Origin of the sequence: Sphingomonas tagetis, from assembly GCF_024211275.1 — a bacterium.
Taxonomy (GTDB): domain Bacteria; phylum Pseudomonadota; class Alphaproteobacteria; order Sphingomonadales; family Sphingomonadaceae; genus Sphingomonas; species Sphingomonas tagetis.
The window spans coordinates 77,396-96,732 of the sequence record NZ_JAMLDX010000013.1; the positions used below are offsets into that span (position 1 = coordinate 77,396).

Genomic DNA, 19,337 nt, shown 5'->3' on the forward strand with positions numbered 1-19,337 from the left:
GAAGGTCAAAAGGCCGTCGTCCCGACGACGAAGCAGGCGGCGAACATCAGCAAGCCGGCGTTGCGGTTCGAGCGGAAGCGGTGGAGCGCGTTCGCGCCGTCGCTGGGGATCAGCGTGGCGACCTGCCAGATCAGGTGGAGCGCAACGGGAACCAGTGCGAGCAGCGCGAGAGGGTCGGGGCGGAGCTGCCAAAAGGCGGCGCCCCATAGCGTCAGCGCGATTGCGTAAAAGGCCGTGACCCCCGCGCGAACGTGCGGCCCCATGCGGCGCGCGGAAGAGCGGACCCCGACCAGCGCGTCGTCCTCGACATCCTGCAGCGCGTAGATCGTGTCGTACCCGATCGCCCAGGCGATGCAGCCGGCATAGAGCAGCAGGGCGGCAAGCGGCAGGTCGCCGGTGACCGCAGCCCAGCCGGTGATCGCCGCCCAGGAAAAGACGATGCCGAGCCATGCCTGCGGCCACCAGGTGATCCGCTTCATGAACGGATAGGCGGCGACCGGGGCGAGGCTGGCGAGCGCGATCATCGCGGCCACGGGGTTGAGCTGGAGCAGCACGACGAGGCCGATCAGGCATAACGACACCAGCCACACCCATGCCGCCTTGAGGCTCACCGAGCCGCTTGCCAACGGGCGGGTACGCGTGCGCTCTACCTGGCGGTCGAGATCGCGGTCGACGATGTCGTTATAGACGCAGCCCGCGCCGCGCATCGCGATGCTGCCGAGCAGGAACCAGGCGAGCAGATCCCAGCGTTCCACCGCGCCGCCCGCCAGCCCGATCGCCCACGCGCCGGGCCAGAACAGCAGCCACCACCCAATTGGCCGGTCGAACCGCGCAAGCAGGGCGTAGGGGCGGGCGGCGGCGGGCAGGAGCCGCATGAAGCCGCGATACTCGGTGTCGGGGACGGTCGCAGAGAGATCGGTCATGTGCGTCGCCACGAAGACGCGAAGGTTCAGCCTGCGTCAAGCCGCATTGCGGTGATGATGCCGCCTTAGAATGGGCATGATCCGCCCTATATGCCCGTGCGGCAACGAAGGAACGGTCAATTGCTGGTGACGCGTGTGTTGAGTCCGATCGTCTGCGCAGGACTGCTCGGTGCAGCCGCACCTCAGCCCGGCGGCTTGGAGGGGGTGTGGCGCAATGCGCGCAACACCATCCATCTGCGCATCGCCTCGTGCGGTGAAGCGCTGTGCGCCACGGTGGTCTGGGCGAATCCAGTGGCGCAGGCGGATGCGCGCAAGGGCAGTGGGCAGGACCTCATCGGCAGCAAGCTGATGACCGGGCTGCGCCGGCACCCGGACGGGAAATGGCGTGGCAGGGCCTATGTGCCGGATATCGACAAGCGCGCATCTGCGACGGTGATCCAACTGAAGGAAGATCAGCTGCGCGTGTCGGGTTGCATGCTCGGCGGACTCGTCTGCCAGACCCGGCATTGGCAGCGCATCGGCTGACGTTGCCGCGCGCTGTTCGTGCCCTTAGGACAGCGTGATGATCGCGACGCCCGCCTGGCCGCCTCAATCCACCCCGCGGCTGTTCGTCGAGCCGCCGTTGAGCGCGGGCGAGATGCGCCGGATCGACGGGCCGCAGGGGCATTATCTGGCGACAGTCATGCGGCTCAAGGCCGGCGATCCGGTCACGCTGTTCGACGATGCGACCGGCGAGTGGCTTGCGGTCGCCGTCGAGGCCCGCAAGCGCGACCTGACGCTCGAAGTGCGCGAGAAGCTGCGCGAACGCGAGGCGGTGCCCGATCTGTGGCTGTGCGCCGCGCCGATCAAGAAGGCGCGGATCGACTGGGTGGTCGAGAAGGCGTGTGAGCTGGGCGTGGCGCGCGTCGCGCCGGTGCTGACGCGGCGCGCGGTGGTCGACAAGCTCAACCTCGACCGGTTGCGCGTTCACATGATCGAGGCGGCCGAGCAATGCGGACGGACTGCGCTGCCCGAACTCGCCGAACCGGTGAAGCTGGCCACGTTGCTCAGGGACTGGCCGCCCGAGCGCGCGCTGTTCTTCGCTGACGAGACCGGCGGCGCGCCGGCGCTGGCGGCGATGCGCGCGCATCCCGGCCCAGCCGCGATCCTGATCGGGCCGGAAGGGGGCTTCGACTCCGAGGAGCGCGAGGCGATCCGCGCGGTACCCCAAGCGGTCGGCATTTCGCTGGGGCCGCGGATCCTGCGCGCCGAGACCGCGGCGGCGGCGGCGGTGAGCCTGTGGATGGGTGCTGCGGGCGACTGGTGAATCTTGCCACTGGCGCAACGGTTTGCGCGCGCCTAAATGCGCGCGATGAGCACCAAGACGGTTTCAAACAGCAACGCGCCTGTCATCGAGAGCCGTCAGCAGCTCATCGACTATTTTTCGAAGGGCGAGAAGCCGGCGGAACGCTGGCGGATCGGCACCGAGCATGAGAAATTCGTCTTCTCGACCAGCGACCATCACGCGCCCTCCTATGACGAGCCGGGCGGCATCCGCGACCTGCTCGCCGAGCTGACTCAGTTCGGCTGGAAGCCGGTCGAAGAGGGCGGCAAGGTCATCGCGCTGTCCGGGCCGGACGGAACGGTGAGCCTGGAACCAGCCGGGCAGCTCGAGCTGTCGGGTGCGCCGCTGGAGAATCTCCATCAGACCTGCGCCGAGACCGGACGGCATCTGCAGCAGGTCAAGGCCGTGGGCGAAAAGCTCGGCATCGGCTTCCTCGGCCTCGGCATGTGGCCGGACAAGGCGCGCGGCGATCTGCCCGTGATGCCCAAGGGCCGTTACGCGATCATGCTGAGCCATATGCCGCGCGTCGGCTCGCTCGGCCTCGACATGATGCTGCGCACCTGCACGGTTCAGGTGAACCTCGATTATTCGAGCGAGGCGGACATGGCGCAGAAGTTTCGCGTCGGCCTCGCGCTCCAGCCGCTGGCAACCGCGCTGTTCGCCAACTCCCCCTTCACCGAAGGCAAGCCGAACGGGATGCTGAGCTACCGCTCGCATATCTGGTCGGACACGGACCCGCACCGCACCGGCATGCTGCCGTTCGTGTTCGAGGACGGGTTCGGGTACGAGCGCTATGCCGACTATGCGCTCGATGTGCCGATGTACTTCGTCTATCGCGACGGCCGTTACATCGATGCGGCGGGGCTGAGCTTCCGCGATTTCCTGCGCGGCGAGCTTTCGGTACTGCCGGGCGAGAAGCCGACGATCGACGATTGGGCGGATCATCTCTCGACCGCCTTTCCCGAAGTGCGGCTCAAGACCTTCCTCGAAATGCGCGGCGCCGATGGCGGGCCGTGGGATCGGATCTGCGCGCTGCCGGCCTTGTGGGTCGGCCTGCTCTATGATCAGGGCGCGCTCGATGCGGCATGGGATCTGGTCAAGGACTGGGACATGGGCGAGCGGCAGGCGCTGCGCGACAGCGTGCCCAGGCTCGGCCTCGACGCGCCGCTGCCGGGTGGCGGCAGGCTGCGCGACATTGCCGGGCAGGTGATCGACATCGCCGGCGCGGGCCTGACTGCGCGTGCGCGGCTCAATGCTGCAGGCGACAATGAGAGCGGCTTTCTCGACCCGCTGCGCGAGATCGCGCGGACGGGCAAGGTGCCCGCGGAACTGCTGCTGGAGCGTTATGCCGGCGAGTGGGGCGGCGACGTCTGCCGCATCTATGCCGAGAGCCGGTTTTAGTCTGCGCAGGCGGGGCAGCCGGGGTCCTTGGGCAGCGTCAGCGTGCGAAAGCGCAGTGCCAGCGTATCGGCGATCAGCAGCTTGCCCGCGCTGTCCTCGCCGAACGGCACGATCGCGCGGATCACCTCGAGCGCGGCGAGGCTGCCGAGCAGACCGGTGAGTGCGCCGAGCACGCCCTGTTCGGCGCAGTTGACGCCGGGCGTCTCCGGGTCGGCGCCGGTGAAGCAGCGATAGCAGGGCTTGTCCGCTTCCCAGCCGCGGAACACGCCGAGTTGCCCTTCGAACTGTCCGACCGCCGCGGCGACCAGCGGGATGCGCAGTGCGAGCGCGGTGTCGGCGACGATCAGCCGGGTGGCGAAATTGTCGGTGCCGTCGAGGACTGCGTCGTGTCCGTCGAGCAGGCAAGCGGCGTTGGCCGCATCGATGCGGGTGACTTGCGCCGTGGCTTCGACATGCGGATTGAGGCGGCCCAGTGCGGTGACCGCGGCTTGCGCCTTCGGTTCTCCGGCGTCGGCGGTGCCAAACAAAGTCTGGCGCTGAAGGTTCGACAGATCGACTCGGTCGTCATCGATGATCGTGAGACTGCTGATGCCGGCCGCTGCGAGATATTGGAGGGCGGGGGAGCCGATCCCGCCTGCGCCGATCACCGCGACGCGCGCTGCCTTGAGCCGTGCCTGTCCCGCGCCGCCAATCTCCTTGAGCACGATATGGCGGGCATAGCGCTCCAGCTCTTCGTCGGTGAGCGTCATTTCTTCCAGACGAAGGTGACCGTCGCGCGATACCATTGCTCGGCGGCGGCGGTGCGCGCGGCGAGGTTGTTGCGCGCAAAGGCGGTGACGAGTCCGGCGGCATATTGCTCGACCATCGGGCAACCCGCCGCGCGCGGGACCGAGGTGCGCACGCCATCCTCGGGATGGACGAGCACTGCGACCTCGATGCGAAGCGCTGGCTGCTTGTCGGTGACGCGGCGCTGGACCTTGCAGCGCCGGGCGCGGGTCTGCGCCCTGACATAGGTGTTCATCGGCGCCGTCACCTGCGGCGGCTGGCGATAGGGCAGGTCGGGCAAGCTCGCCCAGTCGATCCTGGCGCGCTCCGTCTGTACAGGCGGCGCGGCAGGCGTTGCCTGCGCCGCAATCAGCAGCAAGGGGGCCAGCGCTCCGGCCATTATCGCCCCGTCGATCCGAACCCGCCGCCGCCGCGCGCCGTGTCGTCGAGCGCCGCCACTTCCTCGAACACCGCGCGCTGGACCGGCGCCGCGACCAGCTGTGCGATGCGTTCGCCACGGACGACCGCAAAGGGTTCGCTGCCGAGATTGGCGAGGATCACCTTGACCTCGCCGCGATAGTCGCTGTCGATCGTGCCGGGCGTGTTGAGGCAGGTGATGCCGTGCTTGAGCGCCAGTCCCGAGCGCGGGCGGACCTGCACCTCATAGCCGTCGGGAATGGCGATGGCGAAACCGGTGGCGACGGCATGGCGTCCGCCGGGGACGAGGACATAATCCTCGGCCGCGACCACGTCCATGCCGGCCGCGCCTGCCGTAGCATAGGCGGGAAGCGGCAGGCCCTCGCCATGAGGGAGGCGCTGGAGCGCGATGCGGATCGGCGTGCCGGTCATTTGCGCTTCTCGGGCAGGCTGGTGGCGAGGCGCTTCAGCGCATCGGCGACCTCCGGTTCGCTGAGCACCGCGCTGGCCGGACGCGCCGGGAGGATGCGGAAATCGACCGCGATGCCGCGCAGCGCCAACGCTTCGGCATAGGTGCGCGAATAGCGCGCCAGACCGGCCGGATCGTCGGCACCCACCAGTACCGCGGCGCGTAACGCCGGTGAGACGCCGCCGATCGTCTGCAGCGGATCGAGGCTCGTGACGGGCTGGTCGAACCCGGCATTGGGGCTGCGCTTCGCCATCGTCCGCCGCCATTCGGGCAGCGCGCACGGGCAGGATACGAGCAGCAGCCCATCGGCGAGCGTCGGATAGATGCCGACGAGATTGGCGGCGATCGCCGCGCCGCCGCCTTCGCCGATCAGGATCAGCTTGGCGCGGCGGTAGCGCTTACGCAGCGCGATCAGCGAGCGGGCGACCTCGCCAACGCGTTCGCGCGTATAGCCGTCGCCATTGGCGCGCCCGCGCTCACCCGGCGAACGGCGGCCGGCGGTGTCGGCATAGCCCGGGCGCAGCAGCGCGATCGAGGTACTCCCGGTCAGCGCCTTCGCGGTGGCCTCAGTGAAGCTATAGGCCGGCGCGACGCTGGTATCGCCATCGGCGTGGAGCACGACGGCAAGCGTGCGCACGCGCGAGGCGCGGTCCTCGCCATAGCGCTGCTCGTGCAGCATCGGCGGCTGCTTGGCCGCAGGCGCCGCATGCAGCGCGGGTCCGGCGGCGAGGAGCGCGGCGAGCGAGAGCTTAAAGCGCATCGGCGATCCGCTGGGCGAGGCGGCGCGCGACATCGGGCTTGGGCAATCGCTCCCAGCTTTCGACGCCGCTCGCGGTGACGAGGTGAACGGTATTCGCATCTCCGCCCATCACATCGCCCGAAACGTCATTGGCGACAATCCAGTCCGCGCCCTTGCGAGTCCGTTTCGCGGTGGCATGTTCGACGACCCGTTCGGTTTCGGCGGCGAAACCAATCAGCAGCTGCGGGCGGCGCGCGTTTTGAGCGAGCGTGGCGAGGATGTCGGGGTTCTCCGCGAGGGTGAGGGAGGGCGCCGCGCCACGCTTCTTGATCTTCTGATCCGACGTATCGGCGCTGCGCCAGTCGGCCACGGCGGCGACCATTACCGCGGCGTCTGCGGGCAACGCGGCCTCGACCGCCGCGGCCATCTCGCGTGCGGTCTCGACGTCGATGCGGTTCACACGCGGCGGGGTGGGGAGGGCAACCGGCCCTGCAACCAGCGTGACGCGTGCGCCGAGATCGACCAGCGCGCTGGCGATCTCGAACCCCTGCTTCCCCGACGAGCGGTTGGCGATGTAGCGCACCGGGTCGATCGGCTCGTGCGTCGGGCCGGCGGTGACGAGGATGTGCTTGCCGGCGAGCGGCCCGGAACCCGGCGCGAGCGCGGTCTCGATCGCGTCGAGGATCGCCTGCGGCTCGGGCAGGCGGCCGGGACCATATTCGCCGCACGCCATCGGGCCATCGTCGGGCTCTAGGATCGTCACACCATCGCCGCGCAGCGTCGCGACGTTGCGGCGCGTCGCGGCGTGCTGCCACATGCGCACGTTCATCGCGGGCGCGGCGAGAACGGGCTTGTCGGTCGCGAGCAGCAGCGTGGTGGCGAGATCGTCGGCGATGCCGGCCGCCATCTTCGCCAGCAGGTCGGCGGTGGCCGGGGCGACGACCACCAGGTCGGCGTTGCGGCTGAGCTGGATGTGTCCCATCTCGGCCTCGTCCTTGAGATCCCACAGCGTGGTATAAACCTGGTTCTCGGACAGCGCAGCGAGCGTCATCGGGGTCACGAAATGCTGACCGCCTCCGGTGAGCACGCAGGTGACATCGATCGCCGCCTTGCGGGCGAGGCGGATCAGCTCGCACGCCTTGTACGCGGCGATCCCGCCGCCGACGATCAGAAGGATGCGCTTCATGGCTCGATCCTCTGCACGCGCACGCGCCGCCTGTCGAGCGCACGCGCCGTGAGATCGCGCAGCCCGTCGGGCACGAAGGCGAGGCCGACAAGGAAAACCGGTGCGATCATCAGGCCCCAATAGAAGGTGTCGAGCCGCGCGAATAAACTGATCGCGGCTGCATAGGCGCTGAACGTCGTGATGGCGCGCAGCGCCAGCGGATCGCGCCAGCTCGCCCAGCCGAACAGCGCCAGCGCGACCAGCAACGCGGCGGCGATGGCCGGAAACAGCTGGAGCGCGGTCGCCAGCGTCATCGCGCGGACGAACAGGCCGAACCCATGCATCCCGCTCCAGCCCGGCGAGGCAGCGTCGAGCGGGCCGGTGACGCCATGCACCGCGACGGCATGCGCGGCGAGCGCGAGCGCGAAGATGCCGAGGGCGACGGCCCAGCCCATCGCTTCGCGGCGATGACCTTCGAGCAGGGCGAGCCCGCCCATGACCAGCACGAACAGTGCCGCGGTTTCACGCACCAGCATCGCGATCAGCGCAACCGCCACCGCCTCGATCCAGCGGCCCGGGCGGCGCAACGCAAGGCTCGTGGCGACGAGCAGTCCGGCCCAGATTTCGTGAAACGCGACGAGCCCCGGCTGGACGAAGGCGAGCATGCCGCCGGCGAGCAGAAACAGCGCCGCAACGCGCGCCGGGACGCCGGTGAGCGCCTCCCCCAGGCGGCGGTGCCACAGCAGGGCGGTGGTCGTGGCGAGCAGGTAGAGCAGTGCCAGTGCGACAAGCTCGGGCAGCAGTCCCTGCACCGTCGCGAGGCCCGGCATGCGAAAGGTTAGGAACGGGCGCAGCGGATAGCTGCCCGCACGCAAGGCGTCGGCCGCCGCCGTATAATAGTCCTCGCCATGCCGCACGGCGGAGACGATGCCTTCATAGAGCGCGATGTCGGTCGGCCGATCGACGCCCGCGCCCGTATCGGATTCGGCCGGCGCATTCACGCCGAGCACGGCAAACGAGGCGAGCAGCAGCGCCAGGAGCGCGCCGATCACGATCCGTGCCTGCGCGCGCGGCAGCGCGGCGAAGCGGCTGGGGCTCGCGAGCCAGATCGGATGGGGGCGCGTCATCGCACCGATGCTAGCCGAGCGGGCCCGTGCTGTCAGGTCAGCAGCAGCGTCGCCGCCACGCCGAGCCCTGCGGCAATCAGCGCGACCGCGATGTAGCGCCATCCGCCCCCGACGCGGACCACCTCGATCTCGCGCAGCGGGGGCGCAGGCGGCGCCCCGCCGGGATCGGGGAAGTGACGCTCGATGTTGCGGATCAGCTTGGGCAGCCGTGCGAGCGTCTGGATATCCTCGACCAGCCGGTCGGCGATGAACGCCTCCGGCCCCAATTCGGTGCGGATCCACTCGCGCACGAACGGGGCCGCGCTTTCCCACAGATTGATGTCGGGGTGGAGGCGGGTCGCCACGCCCTCGACCATCACCATCGTCTTCTGCAGCAGCAGCAGATGCGGCTGAGTCTGCATGTCGAAATCGCGCGTGATGTTGAACAGGCTGTCGAGCATCATGCCGACACTCATGTCCTTGACCGGCAGCCCGCGCATCGGCTCGCCCACCGCGCGCAACGCAGTCGCGAACTCGGCGACATTGTGGTGCGCGGGGACATAGCCTGCTTCGAAATGGATTTCGGCCACGCGGCGGTAATTGCCGGTGATCAGGCCGTAGAGGATTTCGGCGAGCCAGACGCGCGCGCGCCGGTCGATCCGGCCCATGATACCGAAATCGATTGCGGCGATGCGGCCGTCGGGGAGCGCGAACAAATTCCCCTGATGCATGTCGGCGTGGAAAAAGCCCTCAGAGATCGCCTGGCGCAGGAACGCGCGGACCAGCGTGTTGGCGAGCTTTTCGGTATCGTGCCCGGCGGCAAGGATCGCGGCGCGGTCCGACAGCTTGATGCCGTCGACCCATTCGAGCGTCAGCACCTTGCCGGTAGTGCGCTGCCAGTCGATCGCGGGGACGGTGAAGTCGGGTTCGGCCTCCATCGCCTCGCTGAGTTCCGAGGCGGAGGCAGCTTCGCGGCGCAAGTCGAGTTCGCGCGCGGTCCAGCGCTTGAACGTCTCGATGACGAGGCGCGGACGCAGCCGTGATGCTTCGCCGCCCATGCCCTCGACCTGCGCGGCGGCCCATTCATAGGTGTCGATCGCCTTGGCGAACTCGGCCTCGATGCCGGGGCGCAGCACCTTCACCGCGACGCGGCGGCCTTCGATCGTGGTGGCGCGATGGACCTGCGCGATCGAGGCGGCGCCGATCGGCACTTCCTCGACTTCGGCGAACAGCGCCTCGAGCGGCTTGTCGAAGCTGTGTTCGATCGCCGCGCGGATCACCGGGAAGGGGACCGGCGGCAGCGCGTCCTGAAGGCGCATCAGATCGTGCGCCGCGGCCTCGCCGATCAGGTCGGCGCGGGTGGCGAGCGTCTGGCCGAGCTTGATCGCCGCAGGGCCGATCGCCTGGAGCGCATCGGCATAGCGCGGGGTTTCAGGCGCGCGCGCGCCGAAGCGGGCGATGCGAGCAAGGCGGCGCACCGGCAACGGCGTGTTGCGGTCGCGCTCAATGCCCTGCAGCGCGCCATGACGCGCCAGCGTTCGGCCCCATTTGAGCAGGCGCCAGAGATGGACGATCGGAGCGGTCAAATCTTCCAGCCGCTATGAATGGCGACGAGTCCGCCGAGCATCGGCTCGACGCGCGTCTGCACGAAGCCGGCCTCTTTGATCATCCGCTCGAAGCTCGGCATGTCGGGGAAGCGCCGGATCGATTCGATGAGGTAGCGATAGCTGTCCTCGTCATTCGCCAGCAGCTTGCCGAGCTTGGGCACCAGATGATGCGAATAGGCATCGTACACGTCCGAGAAGCCGGGCCAGACCGTGGTCGAAAATTCGAGCACGAAGAACCGCCCGCCGCGCTTGAGCACGCGGTGCGCCTCGCGCAGCGCCTTGGGGATGTCGGTCACGTTCCGGATGCCGAAGGCGATCGTATAAGCGTCGAAGAAGCGGTCGGGGAATTGCAGCGTCTCGGCGTTCGCCTCGCTCCACACCAGACCGTCGATGCCTCGTTTGGCGGCGCGGTCGATGCCCACCGCGAGCATGTCCGGGTTGATGTCGGCAACCGTGATCGCCGCGCCCGATTCGGCCATGCGGAAGGCGATGTCGCCGGTGCCGCCGGCCATGTCGAGGATCGTTTCCCCCTCGCGCGGCTTCACGCGGCGGACGAAAACGTCCTTCCAGATGCGGTGCAGCCCGCCCGACATGGCGTCGTTCATCAGGTCGTAGCTGGATGCGACGCTGGAGAAGACGCCGCCGACGCGGGCAGTCTTTTCGTCGGGCGCGATGTCTTCATAGCCGAAGGAGACGGTGGAGGTCATGCGCGCGGCTCTAGCCAAGGGTTGTGATGGGAGCAAACGCAACATAGCTGGATCGGATGCCGGAACTTCCTGAAGTCGAGACGACCGTGCGCGGTCTGGCCCCTGTCCTGGAGGGGCAGCGCATCGCGCGAGTGACGCTGCGGCGGCCCGACCTGCGCCGCGCGATGCCCGAGGATCTCGGGCAGCGCCTGACCGGGGCGACCGTCACGGCGCTGGGGCGGCGGGCCAAATATGGGCTGATCGACACCGACCGCGGCGACACGATGATCTTTCACCTCGGCATGTCGGGGCGCTGGCGAGTCGATCCCTCGGAAATCCTGCCGCACGACCATCTGGTGCTGGAGACCGAGGCGGGGCGAACGCTGGCGCTCAACGATCCGCGGCGCTTCGGCTCGGTCGATCTGGTGCCGACCGACGCGATCGGCGAATGGCCGGCGTTCAAGGCGCTCGGGCCGGAGCCGTTGGGACCGCACTTCACCGCGGATCACCTCAAGGCCGTGCTCACCGGGCGCATCGCGTCGATCAAGCTGCTGCTGCTCGATCAGCGCGTGGTGGCGGGGCTGGGCAATATCTATGTGTGCGAGGCACTGTACGAATCGCGCATCTCGCCTAAGCGCGCGGGCGGGTCGCTGACCGGGAAACGGCTCGCGCGGCTGGTCGAGGCGGTGCATCTGGTGCTGGACGCTGCGATCGAGGCGGGCGGATCGAGTTTGCGCGACTATGCCCGGCCAGACGGTGAACTCGGCTATTTTTCGAAGCAGTTCAAAGTCTATGGCCGGGAAGGCGAGCCGTGCGAATGCGGTGGCACGGTCGCACGCTATGCCGAGGGCGGACGGTCCACTTTCTGGTGCCCGAAATGCCAGAAATAGGCCGTTTCGGCACGCCCGCGGTTGACCGAATCGCCTCTCCCCGCTAAGGGCCGCGCTTTCCCGAGGCTTGGAAGCTGCTTCCGCGCCTCTTTTCGCATCGAAAACAGGAACGAGACCTACATGGCGAACACGCCGCAAGCCAAGAAGCGCATCCGTCGCAACGCCGCCCGCGCCGAAGTCAACGGTGCACGCGTCGGCCGCATCCGCACCTTCGTCAAGAAGGTCGAGAGCGCGATCGAATCGGGCGACAAGTCGGCGGCCGAATCGGCGCTGAAGGCGATGCAGCCGGAGCTGGCGCGCGGCGTCGCCAAGGGCGTGGTTCACAAGAACACCGCGGCGCGCAAATTCTCACGGCTGACCAAGCGCCTCTCGGCGCTCGCCTAAGTCTCGGAAAATTCGGGCATTCCCAAGCCCCGTCGACAGCTGTCGGCGGGGTTTTTCTTGTTCGCTCAACGGTTTGGCGAATGCCGGATCGCCGAATCGGCGGAAGACCACGAGTCGCATCGTCACGCTGTTGTAACGATACACGCAAGTAATTGGAAACTGGCGATTTCATCGCGAATTGACGCATTTCCGGGGCGGATGCGAGTCAAGCCTACTTATTTCAGATTCTTTACACCCCGCCCTCTTGATCGACTCGAAAAATCACTCCTAAAACAGACTTCCGCCACGGCGTTTCTCGTCGGCGGATTCAGCGCAGGACACGAACCAGTGCGGATGCGATTCCGGCTGAGGGTCGGTTTTGCCCTGAATCGACGGGCATGAAGATCGATGTGCGGAGGGGGGCTTTTCGCGTCGATCGTGGCGGAACCAGCGCTTTTGGCGCGAGACTATTGAGGGGCGATTAGCATATGGATCAAGCCAAGGCCTGGACACGCGTGCGTGGCAATCTGCGACTTTCCGCAGGCCAGCGGCTGTTCGACCAGTGGCTGAAGCCGATTGTGCTGATCGACGGCAGCGATGCTGAGACGGTGCGCCTCGGCCTGCCATCGCCATTCATGACCAATTGGGTCAAGGGCCACTACGCCGAGCGGCTGCTGATGGAATTCCGCGCGCTATTGCCCGAGGTGCGCACGGTTTCGGTCGAGACGGTCGATGCGCGTGCGACTCGCGAACTGGCTGCCGAAGCGGCCGAACCTGTCGCGGCGGCTACGCCGGCAACGCCCCGGTCCGCGGCTTCGGGCGAGCGGCCGCGCTTCGATTCGCGCTTCACCTTCGACCGCTTCGTCACCGACACCTCGAATCGCGTCGCCTTCAATGCGGCCAAGGCGCTGGCGGAGCCGGGCAAGCCGCGCTTCAGCCCGCTTTACCTTCACAGCAGCACGGGGCAGGGCAAGACTCACCTGATGCATGCGATCGGCCAGGCGTTCCTCGACGCAGTGCCGGACGCGACCGCGATCTACATGCCGGCCGAACGCTTCATGTTCGAATTCGTCCGCGCTGTGCGCGAGAAGGATACGTTCAGCTTCAAGGCGCGGCTGCGCGGCGTCGACCTGCTGATGATCGACGACCTTCAGTTCATCGCCGGCAAGGAATCGACGCAGGAGGAATTCTTCCACACCGTCGACGAGTTCATGCGCGAGGGCAAAAGGCTGGTCATCGCCGCCGACCGCAGCCCGCTGGCGCTCGAGGGGATCGAGGCGCGGCTGGCGTCGCGGCTGGGATCTGGCCTCGCGGCGGACATCAAGCCGGCCGAGCTCGGCCTGCGCCGCACGATTCTCGACCGCAAGCTCGAGGATATGCCGGGCGCCGCGGTGCCGGGCGAGGTGCTCGACCTGCTCGCCGCGCGGATCAGCAGCAGCGTGCGCGAGCTCGAAGGCGCGCTCAACCGTCTCGTCGCTTATGCGCAGCTCAACGGCGAGACGGTGACGACTGAATTCGCCGAATCGGTGCTGGGCGAAGCGCTGCGCGGCAGCCAGCGCCGGATCACGATCGACGAAATCCAGAAGGCCGTGTCGTCGCATTTCGACGTCAAGCAGCTCGATCTGGTGTCACAGCGCCGCGCGGTGGCGATCGCGCGCCCGCGGCAGATCGCTATGTATCTTGCGAAGCGTCTGACGACCCGTTCGTTGCCCGAAATTGGCCGAAAGTTCGGCAATCGCGATCATTCTACCGTGATTCATGCGGTTCGTCGCATCGAGGAGCTTCGGGGCACCGATAGCGAGATTGACGGGGCAGTTCGAAGCCTTATGCGCCAGTTGGAAGCGTAGACGTTTCGTCCGGGTAACGGGCCAGAGGTTGCGTTGCGTGTTTGCGCCTCCTGCGGGGGGCGCCGGGGTGGGGGGTGTTCCCCCCAAATCTTCGCACCTCCCACCCCACGTATTTGCGTCAGGCCAGCGGCGGGAGCGGTTTTGCAAGCGATGGGCAAGGCATGACCGTCATTGTCGCACTGCTTCTCGCGCTCGTGAACGGCCTCACCTTCCTGTCATTCTGGCATGACAAGCAGCGCGCGATTCGAGGCGGACCCCGCGTGCGGGAGGCCGACCTGCTCGGTCTGGCGCTGCTCGGCGGGTCGCCCGCGGCGCTCGCCGCCCGGCACCTGTTTCGGCACAAGACGCGCAAGCAACCCTTTTCGACCCTGTTGCTGTTGATCGCCGGACTTCAGCTCGGCGCGCTCGGCGGCGTTTTGCTGCTCTAGCTCAGACCAGCAGCCCCATCGTCTCCTGCACGCGGCGCAGCAGCGGCGCGGCGAGCGTGGCGGCGCGGTTCGAGCCCTCGCGAAGGATCGCATCGACCGCCGGGCGGTCCGCGGTCAAGCGCACCATCTCGTCGCGGATCGGACCCAGCTTCGCCACAGCGAGATCGGCGAGCGCGGGCTTGAACGCGCCGAAGCCTTGCCCGGCATATTCCGCGACGACGTCGTCGGTCGTGCGGTCGGCGAGCGCAGCGAAGATCGTCACGAGGTTCTTCGCCTCGGGCCGGTCCTTGAGGTCGTCCAACTTCTCGCCCAACGGCTCGGGGTCGGTCTTCGCCTTGCGGAATTTCTGGGCGATGGCGTCGTCGTCATCGATCAGGTTGATGCGCGCGGCGTCCGAGGGATTGGACTTCGACATCTTCTGCGTCGCGTCGCGCAGGCTCATGATCCGCGGCGCGGCCTTGCTCACCAGCGGCTCCGGCTGGACCAGCAGCTCGACGTCATAATCCTGGTTGAACTTGGCGGCGATGTCGCGCGCCAGCTCGAGATGTTGCTTCTGGTCTTCGCCGACGGGCACATGCGTCGCCGAATAGAGCAGTACATCGGCGGCCATCAGCACCGGATAGTCGTACAGCCCGACGCTCGCGCCCTCGCGGTTCTTGCCGGCCTTGTCCTTGAACTGGGTCATGCGGTTGAGCCAGCCGACCCGTGCGACATTGTTGAGCAGCCAGCTGAGTTCGCTGTGCGCGGGGACGCGAGTCTGGTTGAACAGGATCGAGCGCTTGGGATCGATGCCGCTCGCGATCATCGCGGCGGCGATCTCGAAGGTGTTGGCGTGCAGCGCCCGCGGCTCGATCCATTCGGTCAGGCCGTGCAGGTCGGCGATGAAATACATGCTCTCGCCGCCAGCGGCCTCGATCTGCGCCTGCATCCCGACCCACTGCTTGATCGCGCCGAGATAGTTGCCGAGGTGGAGATTGCCGGTGGGCTTGATGCCGGAAACGACGCGCATGGGATGTCTCTACGTTGGAATTAGGCCGCGCGGCGGCGGAACAGCGCCTTGAGGTCGCCGATCCGCACCGCGCCGGTGCCGAAGCAGGCGACCGCGTACACGATGCACCCGGCGCCGACCAGCACCAGCATCGCCGCGGTGCGGACGGTCCACAGGCCGGTCGTGTAGGGCGTGAACAGGTCGTTGAGAAAGAACATCACCGCGCCCATCGCCGCCGCTGCGCCGACCAGCCGCCAGACACGGCGCGACAGCTGGGCGTCGGCCACGAAATCGCCGCGCTCGCGCAGCGTTCGATAGAGCATCGCGACATTGACCCATGAGGCAACCGCAGTGGCGAGCGGCGGCCCCATATGCTGGAGCGGCACGATAAGCGCGAGGTTGAGCACCAAATTCACCGCGATCGAGATCGTCGCGTAGCGCACCGGCGTCCTGGTGTCCGAACGCGCATAATAGCCCGGCGTCAGCACCTTCACGAGGATATAGGCGGGCAGCCCGACCGAGAAGGCCGCGAGCGCCTGCGCGGTCTTGAGCGTGTCCTCCGGCGTGAATGCGCCATGCTGGAACAGCGCGGCGACGATCGGGCCGCCGCAGATCACCAGCGCGGCGGTGGCGGGAAGGGTGAGGAACAGCGCCAGCTCCATCCCGCGATTCTGCGTGTGCATCGCCTCGGCTTCCTTGCCGCCGCCCAATTGGCGGGCGATCGTCGGGAGCAGCACCGTGCCCAGGCCGATGCCGATCAGCCCGAGCGGGAGCTGGTTCAGCCGGTCGGCATAATAGATGTACGACACCGATCCCTCGGCCAGCAGGCTGGCGGCGAGCGCGGTCGAGATGACGAGGTTGATCTGCACCGCGCCCGCACCGGCGGCGGCGGGCGCGATCAGCGACAGCAGCTTCTTCACGTCCGGTGACAGGCGCGGCAGCCGGAGGCGGAGCTTCACGCCCGCCGCGCGCGCGGCGAGCACCAGCCACAGCAATTGGAGCGCGCCCGACACCGTCACCGCGATCGCCTGATTGCGTGCGGTCACCAGCGTGTCGTCATGATGGAAGAACAGCAGCGCGGCGATCAGCGTCAGGTTGAGCAGGATCGGCGCTGCGGCGTTGACCCAGAATTTGTGGAGTGAATTGAGGATGCCGCCGAGCAGCGAGACGAGGCTGATCAGCAGCAGATAGGGAAAGGTCAGGCGCGACAGCTCGACCGCGTAGGCGAACTGGCCGGGCGTCACGTCGTTGAACCCGCCCGACAGCGCCCACACCACCGGGAAGGCCGCGATCTCCATCACCGCGGTCATGACGATCAGTACCGGCAGCAGCACCGACAGCGCCTCTTCGGCAAAGGTCAGCGCGGGGGCGGGGTCACCGTCAGCTTCGCCGATCTTCTTCGAGAACATCGGCACGAACGCGGCGCTGAACGCCCCCTCGGCGAACAGCGCGCGAAACAGATTGGGCAGGCGAAACGCGATCAGGAACGCGTCGGACGCGAAGCTCGCCCCGACATAGCGCGCGAACAGCGAATCGCGGACCAGCCCGAGCACGCGGCTGGCGAGCGTCAGCCCGCCGATCGACCCGAGTGCCCGGACGAGGTTCATGAAAGCGCCCCCGATGGCCGGATCAGGCCGTGCCGGCTTCCCCGGCCTCGCCCTCGGCGGCGCGCGCCTCGAGCTGCTGGTAATAGAGACCGTTGAAATCGATCGGCTCGAGCATCAGCGGCGGGAAGCCGCCGTCGCGCACGGCATCGGCCAGCACGCGGCGCGCGAACGGGAACAGGATGCGGGGCGCTTCGCCGAGCAGGAAGGGCTGGAGATGCTCTTCCGGCATGTTGCGGATGCCGAACAGGCCGGCATAGGACAGCTCGACCACGAACGCGGTCTGCTCTTCCATCTGCGCCTTGACGTCGATCTTGAGCGTCACCTCATGCACGTCCGCACCGACTTCGGCCGCACCGATGTTGAACTGCACGTCGAACGCGGGCTGGCCCTGCACCTGATAGATTGCCGGCGCGTTGGGATTCTCGAACGAGAAGTCCTTCACATATTGCGAGATCACGCCGACCGAGGTCGAGGTGTCGGCGCCGTTCGCCAGCGGCTCGTTGCCCACGCCTGCGTTTTCCGGCTCGCTCATGGTAATAAAGTCCTTCTGTATCTGGGATATTGCCGCGGTCATCCGCGTTTGAATGATGGTCGCGCCTAGCAGGGCGAATGCCCCGTTTCAACGGGCCTGCACCGCCTGTCGGGAAGCGGCATTTGAAAGAACGGCGCATCCTGCCTATGTGGGAAGCGGAAACGAGGTGATTGGCGTGCTTTTTGTCGTTCTATTCGCAGCGATCGCGGCCTTCCTGGCACTTAGGCTTTACGCCGTGCTGGGCAAGCGCACCGGGCACGAGCAGGCGCTGCCGCGCCCGGCCGAGGAACGAGTCAATACGCCGCCGGTGCCGCGCACGCTCGACATGCCCGCCGAAGTCCGTGAAACCGGCCCGCGCACCGTCGATCAGGGCGCGGAGAATGGACTGCGCGCGCTGGTCGCAGCTGATTCCAGCTTCGATGTCGGCCAGTTCGTCGAGGGCGCCAAGGCCGCCTATCGCATGATCCTGGAAGCCTTCTGGAAGGGCGACCGCGAGACGCTGGGCTGGCTGGTCGAGGATCAGGTACGCGACACCTTCGTCGCCGCGATCGATGCGCGCGAGGCGGCGGGCCATGTCGTCGATAACCGGCTGGTCTCGATCGAACGCGCCGGCATCTCGAATATCGAGGTCGAGGGCCGGATCGCACGGATCACGATGCGCTTCGACGCCGATGTCGCGATGGTCACGCGCGACGCCGAGGGCAATGTCGTCAGCGGGTCGATGAGTGACGCGGTCGAGACGCACGACATCTGGGAGTTCAGCCGCGACCTCAAGAGCGGCGACCCCAACTGGAAGCTCAGCGACACCGACGAAGCGTAAGGGGACGACATGCGCGCTTGGGGGGTAGCGGCACTTGCCGTGCTGTTGGGCGCCTGTTCGTCCGGCGTGGTGCCGTCGCGGCCCGGATCGGCGAGTTCGGCGCCCCGGCCTGTACCTGCCAGTCCTTCCGCACCCGTGCGGCAGCCCGTCGCTGCGACGCCGCTCGCACCGGTTTCCGCGCCAGCGGCGCCTGCCAGCGCGACGACTGCCGCGGCGGCCGGGCTGGTCGCGGGGCCGGCGATTGAGCGGCTGCCGATCACGATGGCCGGCGCCGCGCGCGCGCTGACGGCGTTTCGCACGAGCTGCCCCACCCTCGTGCGGCGCACCGATGCCAGCGGCCTGACTCGCGGCGAGGACTGGCGCGCAGCGTGCGATGCGGCGAAAACCGCGCAAGACCGTGAGGCCGCCCAGTTCTTTGCCACGCATTTCGAGGCGGTCCAGGTCGCTGATGGCAAGGCCTTCGCCACCGGCTATTACGAGCCCGAGATCGCCGGATCGCGCACGCGGCGCACGGGCTATGAAGTGCCGATCTATGGCCGTCCGTCCGATCTGGTCGATGTCGATCTGGGGAAATTCTCGGACGCGATGAAGGGCAAGTCGATCCGCGGGCGCGTCGAGGGCACCAATTTCGTGCCCTATCACGAGCGCACCGCGATCGAGCAGGGCGCGCTGCAGGGCCGCGGGCTCGAGATCGCCTGGGCCTCGGATCCGGTCGAACTGTTTTTCCTGCAGATCCAGGGTTCGGGCCGGTTGCGGCTGCCCGATGGCGGCGTGATGCGGATCGGCTATGCCAGTCAGAACGGGCGCGACTATACGGGCATCGGGAGGCTGATGCTCGACCGCGGCGTCCTCAAGCCCGGTCAGGCGTCGATGCAGGGGATCATGGCGTATCTGCGCGAGAACCCCGCGCAGGGCCGCGACATCATGCGCGAGAACAAGAGCTATGTGTTCTTCCGCGAACTGACCGGACCGGGTCCGCTCGGTGCGATGGGGCATCCCGTCTCGGCTCGCGGCAGCGTCGCCACCGATCCCAAGTTCGTGCCGCTCGGCGCGCCGGTGTTCCTGTCGATGGACCGGCAGGACGCCAATGGTCTGTGGGTCGCGCAAGACACCGGCGGCGCGATCAAGGGCACCAACCGCTTCGACACTTTCTGGGGCGCGGGTGACGAGGCACGCGCGGTCGCCGGCGGCATGGCGGCGCGCGGCACGGCGTGGCTGCTGCTGCCCAAGGGAACGCTCGCCCGCCTCACCGGCAACTGA

The 19,337-nt window shown here is 67.7% G+C and carries 21 protein-coding genes; 9 read left to right on the plus strand and 12 right to left on the minus strand.

Features of this window, described 5'->3' with window-relative positions:
* Window positions 1-5: 5 nt before the first annotated feature.
* Window positions 6-923 (minus strand): 4-hydroxybenzoate octaprenyltransferase, encoded by a 918-nt coding sequence (ubiA, locus tag M9978_RS15910; RefSeq protein ID WP_254294880.1) that lies wholly within the window; start codon window positions 921-923, stop codon window positions 6-8.
* 90 nt (window positions 924-1,013) lie between these two features.
* Between ubiA and M9978_RS15915 the strand changes: the two genes are divergently transcribed.
* From M9978_RS15915 to M9978_RS15925, 3 genes are read left to right on the plus strand one after another with little or no spacing between them, the layout of a single operon-like run.
* On the plus strand, window positions 1,014-1,448 hold the full coding sequence (locus M9978_RS15915; protein WP_254294882.1) for a DUF2147 domain-containing protein: 435 nt from the start codon (window positions 1,014-1,016) through the stop codon (window positions 1,446-1,448).
* A 37-nt stretch (window positions 1,449-1,485) separates the two neighbouring features.
* Window positions 1,486-2,229, plus strand: coding sequence for a 16S rRNA (uracil(1498)-N(3))-methyltransferase (locus M9978_RS15920; RefSeq protein ID WP_254294884.1), 744 nt, complete (start codon window positions 1,486-1,488; stop codon window positions 2,227-2,229).
* Between the two features lie 45 nt (window positions 2,230-2,274).
* A complete protein-coding gene (locus M9978_RS15925; protein WP_254294886.1) occupies window positions 2,275-3,648 on the plus strand; it encodes a glutamate--cysteine ligase in 1,374 nt (457 codons plus the stop codon).
* Here the strand turns inward: M9978_RS15925 and M9978_RS15930 are convergent.
* The 8 genes from M9978_RS15930 to M9978_RS15965 are packed head-to-tail and all read right to left on the minus strand — an operon-like array spanning window position 3,645 to window position 10,623.
* Window positions 3,645-4,397 carry a HesA/MoeB/ThiF family protein gene (locus tag M9978_RS15930; RefSeq protein WP_254294888.1) on the minus strand — a complete coding sequence of 251 codons (753 nt, stop codon included), beginning with the start codon at window positions 4,395-4,397 and terminating at the stop codon, window positions 3,645-3,647. The two genes, M9978_RS15925 and M9978_RS15930, sit on opposite strands and share 4 nt — an antisense overlap.
* Window positions 4,394-4,813: a hypothetical protein gene (locus tag M9978_RS15935; RefSeq protein WP_254294890.1), complete on the minus strand. Its 420-nt coding sequence runs from the start codon at window positions 4,811-4,813 to the stop codon at window positions 4,394-4,396. Before M9978_RS15935 ends, M9978_RS15930 begins: the two co-directional genes overlap by 4 nt.
* On the minus strand, window positions 4,813-5,262 hold the full coding sequence (gene dut / locus M9978_RS15940) for a dUTP diphosphatase (protein WP_254294892.1): 450 nt from the start codon (window positions 5,260-5,262) through the stop codon (window positions 4,813-4,815). The genes M9978_RS15935 and dut overlap by 1 nt, the downstream gene beginning before the upstream one ends.
* Window positions 5,259-6,059, minus strand: a complete 801-nt coding sequence (locus M9978_RS15945) for a hypothetical protein (RefSeq protein WP_254294894.1) — start codon at window positions 6,057-6,059, stop codon at window positions 5,259-5,261. Before M9978_RS15945 ends, dut begins: the two co-directional genes overlap by 4 nt.
* On the minus strand, window positions 6,049-7,224 hold the full coding sequence (coaBC, locus tag M9978_RS15950) for a bifunctional phosphopantothenoylcysteine decarboxylase/phosphopantothenate--cysteine ligase CoaBC (RefSeq protein ID WP_254294896.1): 1,176 nt from the start codon (window positions 7,222-7,224) through the stop codon (window positions 6,049-6,051). Before coaBC ends, M9978_RS15945 begins: the two co-directional genes overlap by 11 nt.
* Entirely contained in the window at window positions 7,221-8,330 is a 1,110-nt protein-coding gene (locus M9978_RS15955) for a DUF2079 domain-containing protein (protein ID WP_254294898.1), read from the minus strand. The genes coaBC and M9978_RS15955 overlap by 4 nt, the downstream gene beginning before the upstream one ends.
* 32 nt (window positions 8,331-8,362) lie before the next feature.
* Window positions 8,363-9,895, minus strand: a complete 1,533-nt coding sequence (gene ubiB / locus M9978_RS15960; RefSeq protein WP_254294900.1) for a 2-polyprenylphenol 6-hydroxylase — start codon at window positions 9,893-9,895, stop codon at window positions 8,363-8,365.
* The gene (locus M9978_RS15965; protein ID WP_254294903.1) at window positions 9,892-10,623 is read right to left on the minus strand and encodes a class I SAM-dependent methyltransferase; all 732 of its coding nucleotides are present in this window, start codon (window positions 10,621-10,623) and stop codon (window positions 9,892-9,894) included. Before M9978_RS15965 ends, ubiB begins: the two co-directional genes overlap by 4 nt.
* Window positions 10,624-10,679: 56 nt before the next feature.
* Here M9978_RS15965 and mutM point away from each other — a divergent pair, with 56 nt between their 5' ends.
* The 4 genes from mutM to M9978_RS15985 all read left to right on the plus strand — a co-directional run bounded on the left by mutM (window position 10,680) and on the right by M9978_RS15985 (window position 14,130).
* On the plus strand, window positions 10,680-11,492 hold the full coding sequence (gene mutM / locus M9978_RS15970) for a bifunctional DNA-formamidopyrimidine glycosylase/DNA-(apurinic or apyrimidinic site) lyase (RefSeq protein ID WP_254294905.1): 813 nt from the start codon (window positions 10,680-10,682) through the stop codon (window positions 11,490-11,492).
* Between the two features lie 120 nt (window positions 11,493-11,612).
* Entirely contained in the window at window positions 11,613-11,876 is a 264-nt protein-coding gene (rpsT, locus tag M9978_RS15975) for a 30S ribosomal protein S20 (RefSeq protein WP_254294907.1), read from the plus strand.
* 467 nt (window positions 11,877-12,343) lie between these two features.
* Window positions 12,344-13,702: a chromosomal replication initiator protein DnaA gene (gene dnaA / locus M9978_RS15980; protein ID WP_254294909.1), complete on the plus strand. Its 1,359-nt coding sequence runs from the start codon at window positions 12,344-12,346 to the stop codon at window positions 13,700-13,702.
* A 161-nt stretch (window positions 13,703-13,863) separates the two neighbouring features.
* On the plus strand, window positions 13,864-14,130 hold the full coding sequence (locus M9978_RS15985) for a DUF1294 domain-containing protein (RefSeq protein ID WP_254294980.1): 267 nt from the start codon (window positions 13,864-13,866) through the stop codon (window positions 14,128-14,130).
* A 1-nt stretch (window position 14,131) separates the two neighbouring features.
* Here M9978_RS15985 and trpS read toward each other — a convergent pair whose 3' ends face one another.
* Genes trpS through secB form a run of 3 tightly spaced genes read right to left on the minus strand, consistent with a single transcriptional unit; the run spans window position 14,132 to window position 17,257 of the window.
* Entirely contained in the window at window positions 14,132-15,139 is a 1,008-nt protein-coding gene (gene trpS / locus M9978_RS15990; RefSeq protein ID WP_254294911.1) for a tryptophan--tRNA ligase, read from the minus strand.
* A 20-nt stretch (window positions 15,140-15,159) separates the two neighbouring features.
* Entirely contained in the window at window positions 15,160-16,725 is a 1,566-nt protein-coding gene (murJ, locus tag M9978_RS15995; protein ID WP_254294913.1) for a murein biosynthesis integral membrane protein MurJ, read from the minus strand.
* Between the two features lie 22 nt (window positions 16,726-16,747).
* On the minus strand, window positions 16,748-17,257 hold the full coding sequence (gene secB, locus M9978_RS16000; RefSeq protein ID WP_254294915.1) for a protein-export chaperone SecB: 510 nt from the start codon (window positions 17,255-17,257) through the stop codon (window positions 16,748-16,750).
* Window positions 17,258-17,432: 175 nt separating this feature from the next.
* On the opposite strand from secB, the gene M9978_RS16005 reads away from it, so the two are divergent.
* Together M9978_RS16005 and mltA are read left to right on the plus strand one after the other, a co-directional pair.
* Window positions 17,433-18,077 (plus strand): Tim44/TimA family putative adaptor protein, encoded by a 645-nt coding sequence (locus M9978_RS16005; RefSeq protein WP_254294917.1) that lies wholly within the window; start codon window positions 17,433-17,435, stop codon window positions 18,075-18,077.
* A 9-nt stretch (window positions 18,078-18,086) separates the two neighbouring features.
* The gene (gene mltA, locus M9978_RS16010; protein WP_254294919.1) at window positions 18,087-19,337 is read left to right on the plus strand and encodes a murein transglycosylase A; all 1,251 of its coding nucleotides are present in this window, start codon (window positions 18,087-18,089) and stop codon (window positions 19,335-19,337) included.

Excerpts from the sequence above, each read along its gene's own strand:
- ubiA (WP_254294880.1), bottom strand. The coding sequence starts at position 923 with ATGACCGATCTCTCTGCGACCGTCCCCGACACCGAGTATCGCGGCTTC.
- M9978_RS15915 (WP_254294882.1), top strand. The coding sequence starts at position 1,014 with ATGCCCGTGCGGCAACGAAGGAACGGTCAATTGCTGGTGACGCGTGTG.
- M9978_RS15920 (WP_254294884.1), top strand. The coding sequence starts at position 1,486 with ATGATCGCGACGCCCGCCTGGCCGCCTCAATCCACCCCGCGGCTGTTC.
- M9978_RS15925 (WP_254294886.1), top strand. The coding sequence starts at position 2,275 with ATGAGCACCAAGACGGTTTCAAACAGCAACGCGCCTGTCATCGAGAGC.
- M9978_RS15930 (WP_254294888.1), bottom strand. The coding sequence starts at position 4,397 with ATGACGCTCACCGACGAAGAGCTGGAGCGCTATGCCCGCCATATCGTG.
- M9978_RS15935 (WP_254294890.1), bottom strand. The coding sequence starts at position 4,813 with ATGGCCGGAGCGCTGGCCCCCTTGCTGCTGATTGCGGCGCAGGCAACG.
- dut (WP_254294892.1), bottom strand. The coding sequence starts at position 5,262 with ATGACCGGCACGCCGATCCGCATCGCGCTCCAGCGCCTCCCTCATGGC.
- M9978_RS15945 (WP_254294894.1), bottom strand. The coding sequence starts at position 6,059 with ATGCGCTTTAAGCTCTCGCTCGCCGCGCTCCTCGCCGCCGGACCCGCG.
- coaBC (WP_254294896.1), bottom strand. The coding sequence starts at position 7,224 with ATGAAGCGCATCCTTCTGATCGTCGGCGGCGGGATCGCCGCGTACAAG.
- M9978_RS15955 (WP_254294898.1), bottom strand. The coding sequence starts at position 8,330 with ATGACGCGCCCCCATCCGATCTGGCTCGCGAGCCCCAGCCGCTTCGCC.
- M9978_RS15965 (WP_254294903.1), bottom strand. The coding sequence starts at position 10,623 with ATGACCTCCACCGTCTCCTTCGGCTATGAAGACATCGCGCCCGACGAA.
- mutM (WP_254294905.1), top strand. The coding sequence starts at position 10,680 with ATGCCGGAACTTCCTGAAGTCGAGACGACCGTGCGCGGTCTGGCCCCT.
- rpsT (WP_254294907.1), top strand. The coding sequence starts at position 11,613 with ATGGCGAACACGCCGCAAGCCAAGAAGCGCATCCGTCGCAACGCCGCC.
- dnaA (WP_254294909.1), top strand. The coding sequence starts at position 12,344 with ATGGATCAAGCCAAGGCCTGGACACGCGTGCGTGGCAATCTGCGACTT.
- M9978_RS15985 (WP_254294980.1), top strand. The coding sequence starts at position 13,864 with ATGACCGTCATTGTCGCACTGCTTCTCGCGCTCGTGAACGGCCTCACC.
- trpS (WP_254294911.1), bottom strand. The coding sequence starts at position 15,139 with ATGCGCGTCGTTTCCGGCATCAAGCCCACCGGCAATCTCCACCTCGGC.
- murJ (WP_254294913.1), bottom strand. The coding sequence starts at position 16,725 with ATGAACCTCGTCCGGGCACTCGGGTCGATCGGCGGGCTGACGCTCGCC.
- secB (WP_254294915.1), bottom strand. The coding sequence starts at position 17,257 with ATGAGCGAGCCGGAAAACGCAGGCGTGGGCAACGAGCCGCTGGCGAAC.
- mltA (WP_254294919.1), top strand. The coding sequence starts at position 18,087 with ATGCGCGCTTGGGGGGTAGCGGCACTTGCCGTGCTGTTGGGCGCCTGT.